Source organism: Finegoldia sp. P3-F-LR (assembly GCF_052932165.1).
In genome coordinates, this window is sequence record NZ_JBRFJE010000015.1 from 1 (window position 1) to 21,863 (window position 21,863).

The 21,863-nt window shown below is 35.2% G+C and carries 20 protein-coding genes and 1 pseudogene; 13 read left to right on the forward strand and 8 right to left on the reverse strand.

Features of this window, described 5'->3' with window-relative positions; all coding sequences use genetic code 11:
• The first annotated feature begins 630 nt into the window (after nucleotides 1–630).
• Nucleotides 631–1,794 carry a DUF819 family protein gene (locus tag ACU68U_RS06535; protein WP_446762984.1) on the forward strand — a complete coding sequence of 388 codons (1,164 nt, stop codon included), beginning with the start codon at nucleotides 631–633 and terminating at the stop codon, nucleotides 1,792–1,794.
• Between the two features lie 164 nt (nucleotides 1,795–1,958).
• Here ACU68U_RS06535 and ACU68U_RS06540 read toward each other — a convergent pair.
• Nucleotides 1,959–2,102 (reverse strand): annotated as a pseudogene (locus ACU68U_RS06540) (IS481 family transposase); the annotation flags it as partial.
• Between the two features lie 535 nt (nucleotides 2,103–2,637).
• On the opposite strand from ACU68U_RS06540, the gene ACU68U_RS06545 reads away from it, so the two are divergent.
• From ACU68U_RS06545 to ACU68U_RS06565, 5 genes are read left to right on the forward strand one after another with little or no spacing between them, the layout of a single operon-like run.
• Entirely contained in the window at nucleotides 2,638–4,242 is a 1,605-nt protein-coding gene (locus tag ACU68U_RS06545) for an ABC transporter substrate-binding protein (protein ID WP_094209118.1), read from the forward strand.
• 54 nt (nucleotides 4,243–4,296) lie between these two features.
• Entirely contained in the window at nucleotides 4,297–5,247 is a 951-nt protein-coding gene (locus tag ACU68U_RS06550; RefSeq protein ID WP_094209119.1) for an ABC transporter permease, read from the forward strand.
• On the forward strand, nucleotides 5,247–6,062 hold the full coding sequence (locus ACU68U_RS06555) for an ABC transporter permease (RefSeq protein WP_094209120.1): 816 nt from the start codon (nucleotides 5,247–5,249) through the stop codon (nucleotides 6,060–6,062). Before ACU68U_RS06550 ends, ACU68U_RS06555 begins: the two co-directional genes overlap by 1 nt.
• Complete coding sequence (locus ACU68U_RS06560) at nucleotides 6,059–7,018, forward strand: ABC transporter ATP-binding protein (protein ID WP_227904491.1); 960 nt, start codon at nucleotides 6,059–6,061, stop codon at nucleotides 7,016–7,018. Before ACU68U_RS06555 ends, ACU68U_RS06560 begins: the two co-directional genes overlap by 4 nt.
• Before the next feature lies 1 nt (nucleotide 7,019).
• Complete coding sequence (locus tag ACU68U_RS06565; protein ID WP_154271704.1) at nucleotides 7,020–7,976, forward strand: ABC transporter ATP-binding protein; 957 nt, start codon at nucleotides 7,020–7,022, stop codon at nucleotides 7,974–7,976.
• Nucleotides 7,977–8,217: 241 nt separating this feature from the next.
• On the opposite strand, the gene ACU68U_RS06570 is transcribed toward ACU68U_RS06565, so the two are convergent.
• Complete coding sequence (locus ACU68U_RS06570) at nucleotides 8,218–10,905, reverse strand: calcium-translocating P-type ATPase, SERCA-type (protein ID WP_446763008.1); 2,688 nt, start codon at nucleotides 10,903–10,905, stop codon at nucleotides 8,218–8,220.
• 169 nt (nucleotides 10,906–11,074) lie between these two features.
• Nucleotides 11,075–11,833 carry an MBL fold metallo-hydrolase gene (locus ACU68U_RS06575; protein ID WP_156849632.1) on the reverse strand — a complete coding sequence of 253 codons (759 nt, stop codon included), beginning with the start codon at nucleotides 11,831–11,833 and terminating at the stop codon, nucleotides 11,075–11,077.
• 125 nt (nucleotides 11,834–11,958) lie between these two features.
• Between ACU68U_RS06575 and ybaK the strand changes: the two genes are divergently transcribed.
• The 3 genes from ybaK to ACU68U_RS06590 are packed head-to-tail and all read left to right on the forward strand — an operon-like array spanning nucleotide 11,959 to nucleotide 15,039.
• Nucleotides 11,959–12,429: a Cys-tRNA(Pro) deacylase gene (gene ybaK, locus ACU68U_RS06580; RefSeq protein ID WP_094204481.1), complete on the forward strand. Its 471-nt coding sequence runs from the start codon at nucleotides 11,959–11,961 to the stop codon at nucleotides 12,427–12,429.
• Nucleotides 12,430–12,431: 2 nt separating this feature from the next.
• Nucleotides 12,432–13,736 carry a glutamate--cysteine ligase gene (locus ACU68U_RS06585; RefSeq protein ID WP_446762985.1) on the forward strand — a complete coding sequence of 435 codons (1,305 nt, stop codon included), beginning with the start codon at nucleotides 12,432–12,434 and terminating at the stop codon, nucleotides 13,734–13,736.
• A complete protein-coding gene (locus ACU68U_RS06590; RefSeq protein ID WP_446762986.1) occupies nucleotides 13,729–15,039 on the forward strand; it encodes a glutathionylspermidine synthase in 1,311 nt (436 codons plus the stop codon). Before ACU68U_RS06585 ends, ACU68U_RS06590 begins: the two co-directional genes overlap by 8 nt.
• A gap of 108 nt (nucleotides 15,040–15,147) precedes the next feature.
• Here ACU68U_RS06590 and ACU68U_RS06595 read toward each other — a convergent pair whose 3' ends face one another.
• From ACU68U_RS06595 to ACU68U_RS06605, 3 genes are all read right to left on the reverse strand, one after another.
• Nucleotides 15,148–15,408: a type II toxin-antitoxin system RelE family toxin gene (locus tag ACU68U_RS06595; protein ID WP_002838725.1), complete on the reverse strand. Its 261-nt coding sequence runs from the start codon at nucleotides 15,406–15,408 to the stop codon at nucleotides 15,148–15,150.
• Nucleotides 15,405–15,623, reverse strand: a complete 219-nt coding sequence (gene relB / locus ACU68U_RS06600) for a type II toxin-antitoxin system RelB family antitoxin (RefSeq protein WP_002838701.1) — start codon at nucleotides 15,621–15,623, stop codon at nucleotides 15,405–15,407. The genes ACU68U_RS06595 and relB overlap by 4 nt, the downstream gene beginning before the upstream one ends.
• A gap of 114 nt (nucleotides 15,624–15,737) precedes the next feature.
• On the reverse strand, nucleotides 15,738–15,995 hold the full coding sequence (locus tag ACU68U_RS06605) for a type II toxin-antitoxin system Phd/YefM family antitoxin (RefSeq protein ID WP_446762987.1): 258 nt from the start codon (nucleotides 15,993–15,995) through the stop codon (nucleotides 15,738–15,740).
• A gap of 103 nt (nucleotides 15,996–16,098) precedes the next feature.
• Here ACU68U_RS06605 and ACU68U_RS06610 point away from each other — a divergent pair, with 103 nt between their 5' ends.
• The 4 genes from ACU68U_RS06610 (at nucleotide 16,099) to ACU68U_RS06625 (ending at nucleotide 20,785) form a co-directional block, all read left to right on the forward strand.
• Nucleotides 16,099–16,476 carry a type II toxin-antitoxin system HicB family antitoxin gene (locus ACU68U_RS06610; protein WP_446762988.1) on the forward strand — a complete coding sequence of 126 codons (378 nt, stop codon included), beginning with the start codon at nucleotides 16,099–16,101 and terminating at the stop codon, nucleotides 16,474–16,476.
• Between the two features lie 141 nt (nucleotides 16,477–16,617).
• Nucleotides 16,618–17,037 carry a deoxycytidylate deaminase gene (locus ACU68U_RS06615; RefSeq protein WP_094206434.1) on the forward strand — a complete coding sequence of 140 codons (420 nt, stop codon included), beginning with the start codon at nucleotides 16,618–16,620 and terminating at the stop codon, nucleotides 17,035–17,037.
• An 11-nt stretch (nucleotides 17,038–17,048) separates the two neighbouring features.
• Nucleotides 17,049–20,468, forward strand: coding sequence for a pyruvate carboxylase (locus ACU68U_RS06620; RefSeq protein WP_446762989.1), 3,420 nt, complete (start codon nucleotides 17,049–17,051; stop codon nucleotides 20,466–20,468).
• 122 nt (nucleotides 20,469–20,590) lie between these two features.
• A complete protein-coding gene (locus tag ACU68U_RS06625; protein WP_446762990.1) occupies nucleotides 20,591–20,785 on the forward strand; it encodes an AbrB/MazE/SpoVT family DNA-binding domain-containing protein in 195 nt (64 codons plus the stop codon).
• 100 nt (nucleotides 20,786–20,885) lie between these two features.
• Here ACU68U_RS06625 and ACU68U_RS06630 read toward each other — a convergent pair whose 3' ends face one another.
• Together ACU68U_RS06630 and ACU68U_RS06635 are read right to left on the reverse strand one after the other, a co-directional pair.
• Nucleotides 20,886–21,392 (reverse strand): thiol reductase thioredoxin, encoded by a 507-nt coding sequence (locus ACU68U_RS06630; RefSeq protein ID WP_446762991.1) that lies wholly within the window; start codon nucleotides 21,390–21,392, stop codon nucleotides 20,886–20,888.
• A 104-nt stretch (nucleotides 21,393–21,496) separates the two neighbouring features.
• A complete protein-coding gene (locus tag ACU68U_RS06635; RefSeq protein ID WP_094206441.1) occupies nucleotides 21,497–21,841 on the reverse strand; it encodes a hypothetical protein in 345 nt (114 codons plus the stop codon).
• Nucleotides 21,842–21,863 lie beyond the last annotated feature (22 nt).

Sequence of the window (21,863 nt, forward strand, 5' to 3'; positions counted from 1 at the left end):
ATTACACTAAAAAAACCGATTGATTACACTCGGTTTGTTTGCCATGCACTAATTTAATTACTCAAATAATCAAATAACCTGAAATTAATTTCAGGTTATGCTTGACTTTTGTTAGCAGGTTTTTGTGCCCATTTTGTGTGAGATGTGTAGTTAAACCCGTGTCTTGCAACTGTAATTCTCACGAAACCTTCAAGCAAACAATCGAGCTGTATATTGTGAAATAATGTAAACAGTCAAGCCTTTTTGCTAAGAATATCATACGGAAGAAATTTAATTGATTTCAAATCGAAAAAATCCGTCAGAAATCGCACCGCTTGAGCGTTAGCGAGCTTGCGATTTCAGGATTTTGAGGTTCGGGTCATTATTCTAGTTTTTTTGTTCACCTTAAGTTAACCATTTTTTCCTCTTTTAAAACCTAAAAGATATTTAAATGGCACTGAAACTTTACTTTTTGCAAAACTTTTTCTTTTTTTCCAAGTTATATTTTTTGAAATAGATCTAGATTCTTCTTGAGCATGTACATTTGTAAATGATGTAACGCAAAAAATTATTAAAAAAAATATATTGACATTTTAAATTCATTTATTGTACACTTAATAGGCAACAATATTTTTAAAGGAGGAAAATTCGTTGAATGCTTTGATTACAAGAAACGAAGGTTTACTTTTCATCATATTATTGATGGTTTCATTATCATTATGGGTTCAAAAATATAAAGTTTTTAAATCTTTAGGACCTGTTCTTACAGTTGTAGTAATGGGGATTATTTTATCAAATACCCATGTTGTTCCTATTTCTCATGATTTATATGGACAAATTTCTACTTATTTAGTACCAGTTGCAATTTCAGTTTGTATGCTTAGTATGAATTTTAAAGAGCTAAAAAAGCTTACTAAAGAGCCTCTATTGGCTTTGATTTCTGCTATCTTTTCTGTCTGTATAGTTGCTATAGGATTGGGGATTTTTTTCGCACCGAAAATAACTGAAGGTTGGAAATGCGCAGGTATGTTTGTAGGAACTTATACAGGAGGAACTCCTAACTTAACAGCTATAGCTACAGGGCTTGATTGTTCAAGAGAAACTCTTGCTGCGGCAAATGCAGCAGATTATGTTGTTTCAACACCACTTATGGTATTTTTATTTGCATCTCCTATGATTCTTAAAGCATCAAAAAGATGGAATAAATTTTGGCCATATCAACTTAGTGATGAAGAATTAGAAGATGGTGAACAAGAAACACTTATGTCCGATAAAAAATGGTCAATAAAAGATATAACTTGGTTACTTACTATAGGTTTTGCTGTAACATTTATAACTACAATTATTGCTCAAAAAATATTTCCTGCAGATTTTTGGAAATCAGGAAGATTATTGATGCTTACAACTGTTTCTATAATCATTTCTCAATTGAAACCTGTAAAAAAATTAAGAGGAAATTTAGATTTAGGATTGTTTTTATCTTTAATTTTCCTTTCAACAATCGGATTTGCAGTTGATTTAAAACAATTTATCGGTTCAGCATTTATTATGACTTTATATGTATTACTAATGTTGATATTCTGTATATTAGTACATTTGATAATATGTAGATTATTAAAAATTAAATATGAATATGTAATTTTATCAATGGTAGGATGCATTGTAGATGGACCAACATCTGCTCTTACAGCGGGAGGAGCTAATTGGAAATCTCTTATAAATGTAGGATTGATAATGGGTATAATAGCAGGTGCTTTAGGAAATTATGTCGGAATATTTGTAGCCTATACAGTTAAATTTATATGTGGTCTATAGGTTATTGATTATGTAATATTAAAAAATTTAGGAAGTGATAAAGTAAAATTCACTTCCTTTTTTAATACAAATATTTATTTAAACAAATAAATACTTTAATGTACATTTGTAAATGATGTGAGACCAAAAATTATAAAAAATATAACCTGTATGATAGAATTAGAAACATATTTAACATCAAGTCGCATTTTAACACCAATTTTAGTAGGAGTATGATAAGGTTTGGGAACATAGGGTTTGGAAGGTTGTTTAATATCTTTAAAAAAGCCAAGTTTTCTAAGAAATCTAAAGAGAGAGCAGGGGTGTCTAATTCTTTTAATTTCATCTGGAAATCTCATTATGCATCTCATTGCGTAAATGTTTCAATAATATAGCGTTACTATACCATGTAATCATAATTTTTTCTATCTCCCAAGGCTACATAGTAGTGCGGACTGCAACCATCCCTGTGTCTGTTAAAGCAAACAATCGAGCTGTATATTGTGAAATTATGTAAACAGATCAAGCCTTTTTGCTAAGAATATCATACGGAAAAAATTTCGTTGATTTCAAATCGAAAAAATCCGTCAGAAATCACACCGCTTGAGCGTTAGCGAGCTTGCGAATTCAGGATTTTGAGATTTAGAAATCACAAATTTTTGTAGTCTAGATATTCGCGCAAAATGCTTGATCTGTGTTGTTTTGCGAATAAGATTATTAAATTTTCACCTAGATTATAGACTTGATAAAAATTTTTTAGAAAGCATTAAGTTCTTATTAAATAATATAATTCAGAAATTGTATTGCCCTATGGCAACAAGTATGTTAAATTATATAATGTAAAAATACTTTCAGGAGGCAAAAATGAAAAAATTAAAATTACTTGCATTTTTAATGGCTTTTGCATTCATATTAACTGCATGTGGAAAGCCTGCAGACAACAAAGGAACCGATGCTCCTAACGCACCGGCTGTTGAAGGAACTGAAAAAGGTTCTTCTAAAAAAGGTGGACTTATGATCCTAGGTGTTGGATCTGATCCTACATCTGTTAACCCTCTATTTGCAAACGACAGAGTTTCATTAACTATTACAAATGTATTGTATGACAAGTTATACAATGTTAAGTCAGGGAAAGTTGTTTATGACGGCTTAGCAGAATCAATGACTCCATCTGAAGACCACTTAACTTATACTTTAAAGTTAAAAAATGGTATAAAGTGGCATGATGGTAAGGACATAACAGCAGATGATATTATCTTTACCTATGACAGCATATTAGATGATAAGCAAAATGCTAAGGGACAAAATGTTCTAAAGTCAGAAGCTGGTGTTGTTGAGTACAAAAAAGTTGATGACAAGACAATTGAATACAAATTACCTAAAGTAGATATGACTTTCTTAAATGGTATAGCTGGTATCTCCCCTATTCCGAAACATGTATTCGAAGGAGAAGCAGAAATTGCTAAGAGTCCAAAGAATGCAGAACCAATAGGAAGTGGTCCATTTAAATTCAAAGAACATAAGACTGGTGAACTATACCAAGTTGAAAGATTTGAAGACTACCATGGTGATGTTGCTAAACTTGATGGTATAGCTTACAAAGTTATTCCTGATGCAAACGCATCAATGGTTGCACTTGAAAATGGAGAAATTTCTGTTTCATATATTAAACCTAAAGACGTAGCTAAGTATAAAAAGAATGACAACTTTGAAATTGTTACATTCTCTGAAGGAATGGTTGACAACCTATTTTTCAGAGTAAACTCTGAAAAATTAAATGACGTAAAAGTTCGTCAAGCTATTTCATATGCAATTGACAAAACTAAACTAATTCAAGGAACTTATTTAAGTGAAGACTATGCAGACCCTGCATATTCAGCATTCTCAACAAACACAGGTTTCTTTAGTGATGACGTTGAAAAGTATGATCACAATGTAGAAAAGGCAAAAAAACTTTTAAAAGAAGCTGGTAAGGAAAACTTAGAACTTAAGTTAATGTACACTTCAGGAAGTCCTGCTCAAGAAAAAGAGAGTCTATTAATTCAAGAAATGCTTAAGGAAGTTGGAATAAATGTAGAACTTCTTCCAATGGAAAGAGCAACTTTCATTGAAAAATTATTAGACCCATCAAACCACGACTTTGACATGGCTATAAACGGATATGTAATGGGAGACAACCCTGACTCATATTCGTCAATCTTTAAGAGTAATTCATCAGAAAACTTCAGTAACTACAAAAACCCAAAAATAGATGAGCTATTCGAACAAGCTAAGACAGAAACTGACGAAGCTAAGCGTGGAGAAATATATAAAGAAATCCAACAAATACTTGCTGATGACGCAGTAGAATATCCTGTTGCAAATGTAAAATCAATTCTTGCAGTTCGTAAAGAGTTTAAAAACTTAGATGCAGCAAACCCTGCACCTATTCACATGTTTGATTACTTCAACAAGATTGAATCAAAATAATTAACTAATGAACAGTCCCTTTTTAGGGATTGTTCATTTATTTTAGGAGATATTATGACAAGACTTATACTTAGACGACTTTTACAAACGATACCTATGATAATAACTATTTCCATCGTTTCCTTTTTGCTTGTAAGAATCGCACCATCTGACCCAGTTAGGGCAATGATAACACCTGAGTCTACAGTGGAAGACATAGAAAGAGTCAGAGAGAACATGGGCCTTAATGACAGTTACTTTGTTCAGTATAAAAGATGGGCAGGAGATATTTTAAAAGGCGACTTTGGCTACTCATTTTCAAATCACAGACCTGTGCTGGATCAGGTTACCGAAAGACTACCGGCAACTTTAGGACTTATGGGAAGTGCGTTTTTAATTTCAATTATAGTCGGTACAATTATTGGTATTATTTCAGGAATGAACAAAGGAGGTATAGTAGATAAGATTTTTACACTGCTTTCCTACATAGGAATATCCATACCTTCATTCTGGTTTGCAATGATGCTTGTGCATCTTTTTTCATTAAAATTAGGGCTTCTTCCATCAATTGGAATGAGAACTCTTGGTGTTGAAACAACAGCAGACCTAATAAAGCACTCTATCCTACCAGTACTTACTTTAAGCATTGGTGATACAGCTGTAATTAGTAGATATGTAAGAGCAAGGGTGATGGATCAACTAAAAGAGGATTATGTAATGACAGAAATTGCCCAAGGTAGTTCAAAGAAAGAGCTTTTCTTTAAAAGTATTCTTAAAAACTCTCTCCTTCCACTTATCACGCTAGTTGGAATGAGCTTACCGAGACTTGTTTCAGGTGCCTTTATAACTGAAAGCATCTTTGGATGGCCAGGCCTTGGACAACTCGGTATGAATGCCATCTTTACAGCAGACTACCCTCTAATAATGGCAACTACTATGTTTGCATCTGTATTATTAATCCTTGGAAACTTAATCTCAGATATCCTTTACGGAATTGTAGACCCTAGAATAAAGGAGATGAACTAATGAAAAATCTTTTTAAAAAATTAAAACAGAGTCCCCTTAGGGTCAAACTTTCCGTAGTAGTGTTACTAATCTTTATTTTGTCGGCAATCCTTGCTGACTTGTATCCTAAAAATGGCATTGATACGGAAATAACCAATGCACTGGTTCCACCAAATAGCGAAAATCTTTTTGGAACTGACGACTTAGGTAGAGATTACTTTGCTAGGGCATTACATGGCGCAAGGGCCTCCCTTACAGTTGGTGTGCTATCGGTTGTTATTTCAACCATATTAGGATCATTCGTTGGAATCATTTCAGGATATTTCGGCGGTAAAGTAGATATGATAATTATGAGAATTGTTGACATACTAATGAGTATTCCATCATTCTTTTTAATACTAATCTTAAACGCTGCACTTAAACCAGGAATTCAAAATATTATTATTATCATAGGACTATTTAGCTGGATGGGCATTGCAAGACTAGTTCGTGCAGAAACTTTAACAGTTAAAGAAAGAGACTATGTAACATATTCAAAATTAATTGGAGTTAGCCACCAAAAGATAATGACAAAACACATTCTTAGAAACATAGTTCCTACTCTTACAGTTGCGGCTACAGTTAATGTAGCTTCTGCAATACTAACAGAGTCTTCCCTATCCTTCCTTGGACTTGGGGTAAGACAACCAAACTCCTCATGGGGTTCAATGTTAAAAGATGCCCAACAATATCTAGGAACTTCACCATACTTGGCGCTGTTCCCAGGGCTTTTAATCCTTTTAACAGTACTTTGCTTTAACGTAATCGGAGACTATTATAGACAGGAGATACAATGAAATTAGTAGAAATAAAGAACTTAAATGTAGAATTTCCAGGAAAGGAATACACAACCTATGCTGTTAACAATGTAAGTTTTGATATATATGAAAATGAAACCCTTGGAATTGTTGGAGAGTCGGGTTCAGGTAAATCTGTAACTGCAAAGTCCATATTAAATTTATTGAAGGACAAATCAAAATATAGCGGCGAAATAATTTATGATGGTGTAAACATGCTCGAGGCTGACGAAAAAACTCTAAGGCGCATAAGAGGCGACGAAATATCCATGGTGTTTCAAGATCCAATGACCTCTGTAAATCCACTTTTCACAATTGAAAAGCAAATGCATAGACTTATAAAGAGACATAGAAAAAACTTAAGCGCAAAGGAAATAAGAGATATTTCCATAAAATATTTAGACCTAGTTGGCATTCCCGACGCTAAAAATAGAATAAAATCATATCCCCATGAGTTTTCAGGCGGAATGAAACAAAGAGTTATGATAGCTATGAGCCTTTGCCTAGAACCAAAACTTATTATTGCAGACGAACCTACTACCGCCTTAGACGTTACAATTCAAGCACAAGTACTAACACTTTTAAACAATATAAACGAAAACTCTAAACAGTCAACTTTACTTATAACCCATGATCTAGGCGTTGTAGCAAATACATGTGATAGAGTTGTGGTGTTATATGGCGGAAAAATTATGGAAGAGGCAACAACAAAAGAACTATTTACAAAAGGACTTCACCCATATACGAAGGGACTTTTAGCATCGCTTCCAAGAATTGGCGAAAAAGAAAGACTGGTTCCAATACCAGGAAACCCACCTGTAATAACAGAAAAACCAAAGGGCTGTCCATTTTATGATAGATGTAGTTTAAGACAAGATATATGTAAAAATAAAGAGTTACCAAAAAAAGAGATATCCCCTACCCATAGGGTTTACTGTCATATGATTGAGGTGTAATATGGAAAAGATTTTTGAAATTAAAAACTTAAAAAAGTACTTTCCTGTAAAAAAAGAAAAGGTGTTTGAAGAACAAAAACATTTAAAGGCATTAGACGGAATAGACCTAGAAATATACAAAGGAGAGACCTTTGGCCTAGTTGGAGAATCTGGATCAGGTAAGTCAACATTAGGTAAGTGCATTACAGGTATTCACGATATAACCGAAGGCGATGTAAATTATAAAGGCAAAAACATAAAGGATAAAAGTACAAAAAAGATTATGCAAAATGAAATCCAGGCAATTTTTCAAGACCCATACTCTTCACTTAATCCAACCCTAACAGTTTATGAGATAATTGCAGAGCCAATAATGACAAGACTTCAACTAAGTAACGAAGAAACAAAAAATAAAGTTATAAAACTCTTAGAAAAAGTAGGACTATCAAAAGAGATTATGTATAAAAAGCCGGGACAATTTAGTGGTGGACAAAGACAGAGAATCGGAATAGCAAGAGCAATATCCACCGACCCGGAGTTTATACTATGCGATGAGCCAATATCGGCGCTGGACGTTTCAATTCAAGCGCAAATTGTAAACTTGCTAGAAGATTTACAAAAAGAACTAGGGCTAACATACCTTTTTATTGCCCACGACCTTGCAATGGTACAGCATATCTCCCATAGAATTGGAGTTTTGTATCTTGGTAATATGGTAGAAGTAGGAAGCGGAAAAGATATATATGAAAATCCTCTTCACCCATATACAAAAGAACTTTTAAATTCAGTTTTAATACCAGAAGTTACTGGAGAAAAAATATTAAGCCATGGCAATAGAGAAATTCCTAGTCCAATAAACCTTCCAGAAGGATGTGTATTCCAAGGACGATGCCCATATAAAACAGAAATCTGTTCAAAACAATGTCCTAAACTGGTTGAAATAAGCCCCGGCCATAAAGTGGCATGCCATAATATATAGTGAGAAGTTAAAAGTGAGATGCTAGAATTAGAATATGTAAAATAATTTACATGATGACCTTAACCCGTAAACACGGAATAATTTAATAATATCTTAAGCGGAATGTAATCTGTACATAACAGGGGACATTCCGTTTAATTTTGTTTTAAATTCTTTTGTGTGTTTTGGCATACAAAAACCCCTCCATCCGTATTCCGGATTTTGGGGTTCAGATCCCACGATACGCCTTTATTGTTGTCTATTATTTTTTGCTTTTTACTGCTTTTAATATTTCTCCTGCTGCGAATGGCAATAATGCGCATGGCAAGATTACTTTGTAGTGTTCAAGGTGAAGTGGTATTGTTTCGAATACATCATTTACTCCAGGAATGTAGATTACTGCTAGCATCAATAATAATGAAAGTGATGTTCCCATTACTAATGCTTTGTTAGTGAATAATCCGATTTGGAATACTGATTTGTGTTCACTTCTTACTGAATAACTTCTTAGTAATTCTGATAGAATCAATGTTGCAAATGCGACTGTTCTTGCAGATTCGATGTGGCCATCGAAGTGGTTCAATCCATAGTTATATGCAAACAATGTTGCCACTGTGATTGCCAATGATTGAACGATGATGCTTAGTCTCATGTTCTTGTCGATGATTGGTTCTTTTGGTGAACGAGGAGCTCTGTTCATGATGTCAGCTTCTCCTTTTTCAACTCCAAGCGCCATTGCTGGGAATGAGTCTGTCACTAAGTTTAACCATAATAATTGAATTGGGATAAATGGTGTGTCCCATTTGAACATTATCGCCAAGAATACGATAAGAATTTCTGCGATGTTACAGCTTAGTAGGAATGATACGAATTTTTTGATGTTGGAGTAAATTATTCTTCCTTCTTCTACTGCATGAACAATTGTCGCAAAGTTGTCGTCTGTAAGGATAACTTCTGATGTGTTCTTCGCAACGTCTGTTCCAGTGATTCCCATCGCAATTCCGATGTCTGCTTTTTTGATTGCAGGCGCATCGTTGACGCCGTCTCCAGTCATTGCTGCGATGTGTCCGTTTTCTTTTAATGCTTTAACGATTTGTACTTTGTTTTGTGGAGATACTCTCGCATAAACTCTCTTTTCTTTGACGATTTCACGGATTTGTTCGTCTGACATATTGTTAAGTTCAGCTCCCATGATTGCTTGTGAATCGTCCGTACAAATTCCCAAATCTTTTGCGATTGCAACAGCTGTTTCCAAGTAGTCTCCAGTAATCATAACTGGTGTGATTCCCGCAGTTTTACATTCTTTGATTGCATCTTTTACTTCTAGTCTTGGTGGATCTATCATTCCAGATAATCCTACAAATACCATGTTCTTTTCGATGTTTTCAGATGTAATTTCATTTGGTAATTCTTCGTGTTCACGAAGTGCATAAGCTAGTACACGAAGTGCTTGCTTAGCGTATTCGCTGTTTTTCTTCAATAATTTTTGTTTTAATTCTTCTGTTAGTGGTTTGATTTCGTTGTCGATTAAAATCTTGCTACATTTTTCGATAATTATATCTGGTGCACCTTTTGTGAAGGATACAACTTTGTCAGTTAAGAATTTGTCGTGGAATGTAGTCATCATTTTTCTTTCTGAATCGAATGGAATTTCTTCTATTCTAGGATAGTTTTGATTGGATTCATCTTTTGTGATGTCTTGTTTTCCAGCTGCTGTGTGAAGCGCTCCTTCTGTAGGGTCTCCCACGATTTTGTAAGTTCCGTCTTCTTCGATTAATTTTGAATCGTTAGTAAGACTCATTATGTGAAGCAAAGTGTTAAGAGATTTGATGTCATCTTCTTGCATTTTACGGTCTTGAATCAAATAATCGCCTTCAGGTTTGTAGCCTGTTCCTGTGACATCGACATCTGTTCCATCGACGTAGATTTTCTTCACAGTCATTTCGTTTTGAGTCAACGTACCAGTTTTGTCGGAGCAAATTACAGTAGTTGTTCCCAATGTTTCAACAGCCAAAAGTTTCTTAACGATGGCGTTTTTCTCTGCCATTCTTCCCATTCCTAAGCTAAGCACGATTGTAACTATAGCTGGAAGTCCTTCTGGAATCGCCGCAACTGCAAGTGATACCGCAGTCATAAGCATATTCAATGCATCAAAATCATACAAGAAATATCCAACTGCAAACACAATTGCGCATACAACAACAGTTACGATACCCAATTGCTTAGACAATTGTGCTAATTTTCTTTGAAGAGGAGTTTCTTCGTCCTCAACTTGTGCCAAGCTTGTAGCGATTTTACCGATTTCTGTGTTTTGTGCAGTTTCCACAACGACACCCTTCGCCCTACCGTAGCTTACGATAGAAGAGCTGTATGCCATGTTTGTTCTGTCGCCAATTCCTGCATCTGTCGTAATCTCATCCTTAGCGTTCTTTTCTACAGCAACCGATTCACCAGTCAACGATGATTCGTCGATTTTCAAGTTAGTAGATTCCAATAATTTCAAATCGGCAGGAATAATATCCCCTGTTTCCAATTCTACGATATCTCCTGGAACCAAATTTTGTGAATCCACTTCCATAATCTTGCCGTTTCTTATAACCTTGGCTTTAGGACTTGCCATTTTTTGCAAAGCTTCTATTGCTTGTTCTGCTTTACCTTCTTGATAAATCGAAAGCACCGCATTCACAATAACGATAGCGATGATAATAATACTATCTGTAATTTCTCCAATAGCCATGGATAAAATAGATGCCAATAGCAAAATAATTATCATCGGATCCAAAAATTGATCCTTTAATTTGGCTGCCATGGACTTTTTCTTCTTTTCTTTTAATACGTTCTTGCCGTATTTTTCTAACAAACTCGTTACCTTACTGTCGGATAGACCATTGTTTTCGTCCGTGTCCAAACTTTTGATAACACTCTCATTAGATTCCTTGTACCAATCCAATCTCTTACCTCCTGTTAATTTCATAATAAAAAAAACTTTCACCATTTCTGGCAAAAGTCTTGCTAACCAAAGTGGCTTTGTGCCGGGTTTCAACCGTAATGACGACACAATATTTTTAAGCTACTCCCTCTTGTATATTAATTTTACCAAAAATATTATATTAAATCAATTATTTTATTATAACTTGAAACGTATCGTGTTCCTTTTTCATATTCACAACCTTGCAGCCCTCATAATCGTGCGTGTCGATGAATGTGTCCACAATCGTTGGATCTTTTGTAAAATGCATTGGGAACAAAACTTTCGGATTGCATTTGTCGACAAATTCATTCACACCCAAATCGTATCTCTCCTTAAGTCTTGGATCCACCGGGAAAAATCCTATGTCAACATTCCCTATCTTGTCGATTTCCTTGGAGAAATCCTGTTGCATCTTTTCTTTTTCTTCTTCGGTGTCTTCTTCCCACACCCAATTGTTCAAATCTCCAGCGAAGAAAAATTTCAAATGATTTGCCTCAAAATACACGCTAATTCCCATATCAGTAGAACCAAGCGCTGTAAAATCTGCACCGTACACAGAAGTCGATTCACCAACTTCAAGTTTTATAACTTTTTTACCGAAATGCTTCTTCAAATCTTCGATATTATCTTCTCCCAAAAATACAACATTATCCTTCGTATCGTAATCAAAAACCTCTTCGTACACATCTTCTGAGACAATGTATGTAATGTCACTAGCATTTTCATAATCGAAAATACTCTCGTTATAGTGATCTGCGTGTGAATGAGTCACCACGAAAATCACCTTCTTATCGTTCACATTTTTTGGCAAAGTTCCTTGAAAATAATCGAAAATAATTATCTTGTCTTCAAACTCCAAAGAAAATGAACTGTGATATATATATCTAATGTTTAAACTTTGTTCCATTAAAATTCCTCCTCGTATATATTTACCCATAAACAGACATTTTACGCAAGTAAACGCATCAAATATTTTATAAATCCACATAATTTTTACTTGTAGTATAATATTAATAATGAAAGGATGTTTTTATGAAAAAAACTAACGCAATGAGAATGCTCGACAAAGAAAAAATTGGGTATAAATATATAGAATACTCTGTAGGAGACGATGTGAGCGGCGAAAATGTCGCAAACAAATTAAATGAAGACGAAGCGTACGTGTTCAAAACTCTTGTCACAGTTTCCAATACGAACGAAAATTTCGTGTTCGTTGTGGCTGTAAAAGATGAGCTTGATCTCAAAAAGTGTGCGAAAATAGCCGGAGTGAAAAAGCTTGAAATGATTCACGTAAAGGATTTGTTGAAAACTACGGGCTACATAAGAGGCGGTTGCTCTCCTATCGGAATGAAAACAAAATTTAAAACTTTTATCGACGAAAGTTGTGAAAATAAAGAATATATTTACGTGTCTGGAGGTAAAATCGGAGCACAAATCAAAATCGCTCCCGAAGATTTGATAAAAATTTGTGATATTACTGTAGCAGACATTAAAAAGGAGTAAAAATGGATTACGAAAAACAGCTTGAAGCTGTAATTAACTACATTAAAAACGGAGAAAAATTAAAGGAAGATTTCACTGTCGGAATGGAGATGGAACATTTCATAATCGACAAAGATACGTTGAAGACTGTGTCGTATTTCGGTGAAGACGGAGTCGGAGAAACTCTCAGAGAACTTCACGAAGGAGGATGTGTCGCTTACAAAGAAGGAGACTACATTCTTGGACTTGAAAATGATGATTTGGCAGTGTCGACAGAACCAGGAAGCCAATTCGAAGTTGCTTTGTCATCGAAGTGGAACATCGACGATTTGAAGGATATTTACATCAAAAATATGAGAAAACTTGTTGAAGTTTTCGATAAGAAAAACCAAGCGATGGTGACTTTGGGCTATCATCCTGTGACTAAAATCGACGAGATTAAAATCTTGCCTAAAAAAAGATACGATTTTATGTACAAATATTTCAACGAAAGAGGAGATATGGCTCACAATATGATGAAGGGCACTTGCTCTTTACAATGCAGCATCGACTACTCTTCTGAAGAAGATTTCGCTAAGAAATACAAAATTGCAAACTGTTTGTCTCCAGTATTCTACACATTATTCGACAACGCATACATTTTCGAAGGAGAGCCTGCAAAAAGTCGTAACATGAGAGAAATTATCTGGGAAAACACAGACACTGACAGATCCGGAATGTATCCTTTTAGTTTTGACGATGATTTGAGCTACAAGAAATATGCCGAAAATATTTTGAACACGCCGTTGATTTTCTCAATTGATGAAAACCACGAACAATACTATGTAGGCGGAAAAACTTTCAAGGAAGTATTTGAAGATGTTAGGGATACTGATTTGATTTTCCACGCATTATCCATAGTATTTCCCGATGTAAGAGCAAAACGATACATCGAAATCAGAATGATGGATGAAATCAAATATCCACTTAATTTCTCAGCAGTCGCTCTAATCAAAGGCTTGTTCTACGACGATACTAACTTGGACAAATTATCTGAGCTATTCAAAAATATGACATATGAATCTTGCATGAAAGCAAAACTAGATGCACGTGAAAAAGGACTGGATGCTACATTTATGAATGTAAACATGTTAGAGTTTTGCAAAATGCTTGTGGATATGGCAAAGGCAGGACTTCCTGCAAATGAAATCGGCTATCTTATTCCACTAGAAGAAATGTTGGAAAAAGGAATGAATCCTAGGGATGTATTTGAACAAATTTACAAAGAAAAAGGACTTCGTGAAGCTGTGATTGAAAATGAAATTAAATTGGAGGATTTAGATGTTTAATGACGAATATTCATTAGAATTATATAAAATAGTACGAGAAGACGAAGATATGTATTATAGGGATTTCGTGGATTTTATCGCCAAAACAAAAGTATCAAAGGCGATTTATCACGGAGAACCAATCCCTATGACCTACCAAGGTCTTTTCTACAACAAAAAGAACCGCTCAGATTTTGTATACATTTCAAATATTTTGATGAGCATGACTGACAAAATCACCAAAGAATTCGTAGAAAATCCTGAATATCGTAAAATATTCCAATTGGATCCAGCAATTGAAGAACTTGTACTTCACGATCCAGGCTACGATGTTCCCGTTCCAATCTGTCGCTACGACGTGTTCTACGACGGAGTAAACTACATGCTTTGCGAACTTAACACAGACGGATCATCTGCGATGAACGAAGACAACACACTAGGACAACTTCTTCTTCAAACAAAAGCTATGCAAAAATTCATGGAAAAACACGACGTTGAAAATGTCGATATGTTCACTCCATGGGTTTGGGAAACAGCTGATATGTACAAAAAATACGTATTCGATAAGAAACCAAATGTAGCAATCGTGGATAATTTGGAAGTGGGAACTCCAAACGAATTTGAAGAATTCAAAAGAGTATACGAAGAAAATGGATTCAACTGCGAAATCATCGACATCAGAGATTTGGAATACAAAAATGGCAAATTGTGCCACGGCGATTACCTAATAGATTTGGTTTATAGAAGAATAGTAACATTGGAATTATTGAAAATAAAAGACGAAATCAAACCTTTCTTGGATGCATACATGGACAATGCGTTCTTCATGGTAGGATCGTTCAGGTCACAATTGATGCACTCCAAGCTTATTTTCGAAATCTTCAGAGACGAACAAACACAAGCGTTGTTAAATACTGAAGAAAAAAAATTCATCGACGAACACGTTCCATTCACGAAAAAAATCGAAGAACGTGATGCCTACGAAATCATAATGAACAAAGACAAATACATCTTCAAACCAATTGACGGTTACGCTTCGCTTGGAATATACGTTGGCCGTGAAATGACAGAAGAAGAATTACAAGAAAAACTTCCGGAATTTATCAAAACAGGTTACGTCTTCCAAGAATATTACGACATGAATAAGTGCGAATTCTTGGAATTTGAAGAAAAACGACCAGTACTTAACAAATTCACACAAGTTGTGGGACTGTTCATCTACAACAAACACTTCGTCGCCCCTTATACACGAATTGGAAAAGATAACGTCGTAAGCGGCGCCAGAAAATATTATACAGCACCAAACTTGTTCATAAATGAGTAATTAAAAGCCACATTGTGTGGCTTTTTTTGTGTGGAAGAAAACTTCTTTAATTTTTAAAAATAAAAAAGTTATTTGTAGAATTAAAGCTCGTACTACAAATAACTTTTTTCAACATTTATATATATTTTTCCTATGATCGACTTCTACAACGCAGATTATTAATTTATCGTCATCAATCTCGCAAATAATTCTGTAGTTCGACACTCTGTATCGCCAAAATCCTCTCAAATTGGCTGACAACGCCTTACCTCTTGCACGTGGCTCTTCTAATTGACCTACTTTCTCCATATAATGAATAATCATTTTTTGAATAGGCTTATCGAGTTTTTTCAAGGATTTTAGTGATTTTTCTGAATAAATAACTCTCATATACCCAACTCTTTTTTTACCTCATCATTACTGTAAAATTTCATTTGGTCTTTGTTTAGAAGATACTCATTAATTATCTTTTCATCATACTCTTGTTCGATTTTTTCCAATAATGATTCTCTTGCCCAGTCGGATAAAGTTTTGTTTTTTTCTTTTGAAACATTTGTGAAAAGTTCCTTATCCGATTCGCTCAATCTAATCGTTATAGTAGCCATAAAATCTCTCCTTTTCTTGTGTTACATCGTAACACAATTGTAATATAAATTCTTTACTTAGTCAAGTCTACAGATTATGACACCATCATTTTGTTGTGGCTTTTTAGTGAAAGATTATAAATTATTCCGATTAATTTCATCCTCAAGTACACAATCATCTATTGTTGTATGTAATCCTTCTAATAGTTTTTCTTTTTCTTGTGAATTTGAATATATTCTTAAAGTTTCCATTATCCCGTTGTAATGGGACTCACTAAGCACGACAACATTTCCAGTTTCTGTGGTAACTTTTAGCTGCTCATTTAATTTTATTAATTCATCAATCATTTCGGATAAATTATCTCTGAAATTTTCTGCAGTTGTACTTTTCATTACCTCAACTCCTTCTATTTTTATTATATCCTATATTATTCTAATACAATGCTGGACTTTTATGCGCATTATGCGTATTATTAAATCATAAGGAGGTTAGACGATGTTAAAATCATATCCTGCTATTTTTCATAAAGAAGAAGATTCATATTGGGTGGAATTTCCAGAATTTGGTGGTGGAACTGAAGGAGATAATATCGAAGAAGCAATGGTGAATGCTCATCAAATGTTAGAAAGCGTGTTGGCTACTTTCATTGATGAAGATATTCCACTTCCTAAACCAAGTGATATTACGAAAATAAAAGTCGAAGACGGATTTACGTCTATGATTCAAGTTAATCCCACACCATTTATAAAAAACAACAAAACCATCAGAAAAAATGTTACAGTCCCTGAATGGCTGGTTAGACTTTGTGATCGCCAAAATATAAATTATTCCGAAGTTTTGACCACAGCTCTTGAAAAGAAAATCAACGCATAATTTTGTAAATATTTTTATTTCTCTAAGCCACATTGTGTGGCTTTTTTTGTGTGTATTTTTGTCGTTTTTCAGTTTTTCTTTTTTTGCTTTTATGATAATATTAAAGGTAAAGAAATTTTTTAATGATGATGAGAGGTCAATATGAGAAAATCTTGGAATGAATATTTTATGGATTTGGCATTGAATGTTGCGACACGAAGCACTTGTGACAGGGCGTTTGTTGGTTGTGTGTTGGTGAATTCTGACAACAGGATTGTATCGACTGGCTACAATGGTGCTATCAGTGGCAACCCTCACTGCGACGAGGTTGGTCACACTTTGCGTGATGGACATTGTATTGCTACGATTCACGCGGAGATGAATGCTTTGTTGTATTGTGCGAAAGAAGGAATTGCTGTGAAGGGTTGTATTTGTTATGTGACTCATTTTCCTTGTTTGAACTGCACGAAATCTTTGATTCAAGCTGGAATTAGCAAGATTTATTATCACGAGGCTTATCGTGTGGATGAGTATGCGATTGAATTGTTAGACCGAAATAATATTGAATATATCCAAATTTAAAGAGGTGTAATATGGATAAAATAAAAAAACTTCTTGTGGCAAACCGTGGCGAGATTGCTATAAGAATTTTCAGAGCTTGTAGTGAGCTTGGAATAAGAAGCGTTGCGATTTATAGCGAAGAGGACAAGACTTCCCTTTTCAGAACTAAGGCTGACGAATCGTATTTGATAAAGGATGCGGCATCTCCGTTGTCGAGTTATTTAGATATCGAAAAAATCATTGCGATTGCCAAATCCAAACACTGCGATGCGATTCATCCTGGTTATGGATTTTTGAGTGAAAATGCAGAATTTGCGAGACGTTGCAAGGAAAACGGAATAATTTTCGTGGGTCCTGACGAATCAGTTCTACATAGTTTAGGTGACAAGGTCCAATCGAAGTTAGTTGCCAAGAAAGCTGGCGTACAAACTATCGAGGGCGTGGAAACTCCTATCAGAAACAAAAACGAAGCGTTGGAAATCGCAAACCAAATCGGCTATCCAGTTATGGTAAAAGCTTGTGCTGGTGGCGGCGGACGTGGAATGAGAATTGTCGAAAAAGAATCTGATTTGTTGAGTTCTTTTGTCAGCGCACAAAACGAATCCAAGAAGGCTTTCGGCTCAGACGATATGTTTATCGAAAAATACATCCGCAACCCAAAACACATTGAGGTTCAAATCATTGCCGACAATCATGGAAATATTCTTCATTTATATGAGAGGGATTGTTCCATTCAAAGACGTCACCAAAAAGTTGTGGAATTTGCTCCTGCATTTTCAATTTCTGAAAAGACGAAGAACGAACTTCACAACGACGCCATCAAAATCTGCAAAGAAGTTGGCTACACAAACGCCGGTACTGTGGAGTTCTTGGTGGACGAAGACGAAAACCATTATTTTATCGAAGTAAACCCAAGAGTTCAAGTAGAACACACAGTTAGTGAACTTATCACAGGAATTGATATCGTTCAAACGCAAATTTTAATTGCAGACGGCAAGAGTTTTGACTCAGATGAGATAGGAATTTATTCACAAGATGATGTTCACTGCAATGGTTACGCGATCCAATGCCGTATCACGACAGAAGATCCTGCGAATAATTTCATGCCTGACACTGGTAAGATTGATTTGTATCGTACAAGTTCCGGATTCGGAGTGCGACTTGACGGTGGAAATGGATTCACAGGCTCAGTTATCACACCATATTACGATTCGCTTTTGGTTAAAATCACTGCGTTCTCCAGAACTTTCAACGACACAATCAACAAAGCAATCCGTGCTTTGAGAGAAACTAAAATCAGCGGCGTGAAGACAAACATCGGCTTCATCATCAACGTTTTGAATACTGAAGAATTCCACAAGGGAACTTGTGACACGGGATTCATCTCCAAAAATCCTGAACTTTTCGACATCAAACCATCGACTGATAAAGAGCTTAAAGTGTTGAATTTCATCAGCGAACGCTCTATCAGAGGTGAGAAAAAAGAATACAATACTCCACAAATTCCAGAATTTACCAAGACAAATTCTACAGGAACCAAAGATATTTTCGAAGAAAAAGGCGCCAAGGGACTTAGCGATTGGATTTTGAACCAAGATAAACTTCTAATCACAGACACAACCCTAAGAGATGCGCACCAATCATTGATGGCGACACGAATGAGAACAAGAGATATGCTTCCTATCGCAGAAGCTACCAATGAATTGATGAAGGACTTGTTCAGTTTGGAAATGTGGGGCGGCGCAACATTTGACGTAAGCTATAGATTTTTGAAGGAAGATCCTTGGATTAGACTACAAGAACTTCGCAAAAGAATTCCGAACATTTTATTCCAAATGTTACTTCGTGGAAACAACACCGTAGGATACAAAAATTATCCAGATAATGTCGTGGTAAAATTTGTACAAAAAGCTGCGCAAAATGGAATCGACGTGTTCAGAGTGTTCGATTCACTCAACTACATCGACGGAATGAGACTTGCGTGCGATAGCGTACTTGACGAAGGAAAAATCTTGGAAGCAACACTTTGCTACACAGGTGACATTTTGGACGAAACAAGAGACAAATACACACTAGAATATTACGTGAAAAAAGCAAAAGAACTAGAATCCATCGGCGCAAATATTATAGCCATCAAAGACATGAGCGCATTGTTAAAACCATACGCCGCAACGAAGCTAATTTCAGCATTGAAAAACGAAATTTCTGTTCCGATTCATTTGCACACACACGACACCACAGGAAACGGAGTCGCTACGATAATCAACGCTTGTGAATCTGGAGTTGACATAGTGGACACTTGCTTTAACTCAATGAGTTCACTCACAAGCCAACCTGCACTCAACTCAGTAGTAGCCGCTCTTGAAAACACTCCACGTCAAACTGGAATCAGCCTTTCAAACTGTGACAAAATCAGCAACTACTACAAAGACGTTCGCTCCTACTACTCACAATTTGAGAGCGATTTAAAAAGCGGTACAACAGAAATTTATCGCTACGAAATTCCTGGTGGACAATATTCCAACCTCAAACCACAAGTAGAATCGTTCGGACTTGGAGAAAAATTCGACGAAGTAAAATTAATGTACAAAAAAGTCAACGACATGCTTGGTGACATCATCAAAGTTACACCATCATCTAAAATGGTCGGAGACATGGCTATATTCATGGTGGCAAATGGACTCACTCCAGAAAACATCTACGAAAAAGGCAAAAACCTCGACTACCCAGACTCTGTAATATCATTCTTCAAAGGAATGATGGGACAACCTGAAGGTGGATTCAACGAAAAATTACAAAAAATCGTATTAAAAGATGAAAAGCCAATCACAAAAAGAGCTGGACTTTACATCGACCCATTTGATTTTGAAAAAGACAAAAAAGATTTAGAAGACAAATACAAAATGGAATTCGACGAAAAAGACATCGTATCACACGCACTTTATCCAAAAGTATTCGAAGAATACATCGACTACAGAAAAACAAAAGGCAACTTCACTTACATGGACACTCCGACATTCTTCGAAGGAATAAATGAGAAGGAAACAGTCGAAGTCCCAATAGAAGAAGGCAAAATCCTCATCATCAAACTTATCGAAAAAGGAAGATTGGAAAAAGACGGCTACAGAAACTTCACTTATGAAGTCAACGGAAACAGACGTGAAGTCAGAGTGTTCGATGAATCTGCAAAAATCACAGAACGTGAAGAAGACAACCTATCAGTAGCAGATCCTAACAACGACAAAGAAATCGGAGCATCAATTCCAGGAAGAGTCGTAAAAGTATTAGTCAAAGAAAACGACAAAGTATCAGTAAACGACCCATTGGTAGTAGTGGAAGCCATGAAAATGGAAACAAACATACTATCCAAATCAGAAGGAATTGTAAAATCAATCCTAATCAAAGAAAATGACACCATCGACACAGACCAACTTCTTATAGTTTTGGAATAAAATAACGGATTGTAGAGTAAAATCTACAATCCATTTTTATTTTACGATGTTTATAATTGTAGTTGAAAAAATCGCAAAAATCCGTATACTATATATTAATAATTTAACGTTTAGGGGGAATTATGAAAACCAAATTATCTAAGTGTGGAGATTCTCATGTGTTGCAAATTCCAATGTCGATTTTGTATGTTTTAAATTGGAAAGACGATGATATTTTGGATTTAAAAATTATGGGTAACAAACTAATAATCGAAAATTCATCTGATGATGAAATGAATATTGAAGATTTGTTTGAAGATTTTAATGGCAAATATTAAAAAGAAGATATTGATTGGGGAAGAATGATTGGAAAAGAAGTATGGTAAGCTAACAATTCTAATAAATACAACAAGCCATAACTAACGTTATGGCTTGTCCTTATTTCTTATCAAAAAACTTTTGTAGTTCTTCTGATGTAGTCCCCACTTTGTCGTCGATGTTGATTCTGTCGGTGATTTTCCCGTCTTTAACTCTGAACACTGCTGGGACTGTTTTGAGGTTGTTGTCGGTTCTGAATTTCTTCAAATCTTCTGGAGATTTTTTGATTCCAGCTACGCTATCTATGTAGTAGATTTCATATTTGGATACGAATGGTTTGAATACTTTTGAAAATTTTTGACAATCTGGGCAAGTTTTTCTTCCAAGATACACTGTGATTTCCTTGCCGGCGCTCACTTCATCAAGCTCTGCTACTTTGATTTCCTTGACGCCTTTGATGTTTTGTTCGTACTCTTCGATTTTCTTTTGTTTGTCTTCTTCTGTGGTTACGTTTTTGGATTCAACTCCTGTGGGTTTTTTTGCTTGTTGGTCTTGCTTTTGGTTGCAACTTGCAAATAATACCAACATAAAGCTCACGCAAACGATTAATTTGAATTTGTTTTTCATATATTCCCTCCTGTTTTTATTTTATTTTATAATATTTACAGGTAATAATCAATCTGTATAATTGTAGACGGAAAAACCACCAACAATTGTTGGTGGCCGTTGTTTTAGTAATTCAATTTTGTTTGTTTTTTGCGTTGTTTTAAGATATTTCTAATGGTTATTATTACGCTAATACCCATCAATACTAATGCCAATAACCATCCGTATAAGCAGAAATTCACAAGCATTGTGTCATCTCCACCCATTCCATCGTGTAGCAAAGTTATTGTGAAGTTCATGCTCAGCATTGCAAATGATATTGCTATTTGAAATACACTTGTTACGATTCCTAGCAAATGATCGTCTTTGCGTTTTAATGATAAGTAGATACCGATAACGCTGAGGATTAGAAATACCGCTGTGACTACAGCATAATTTCTCGTAATTTCGTAAATTTCTGTTTCTGACATGATATATGCTCCTTTCTTATTT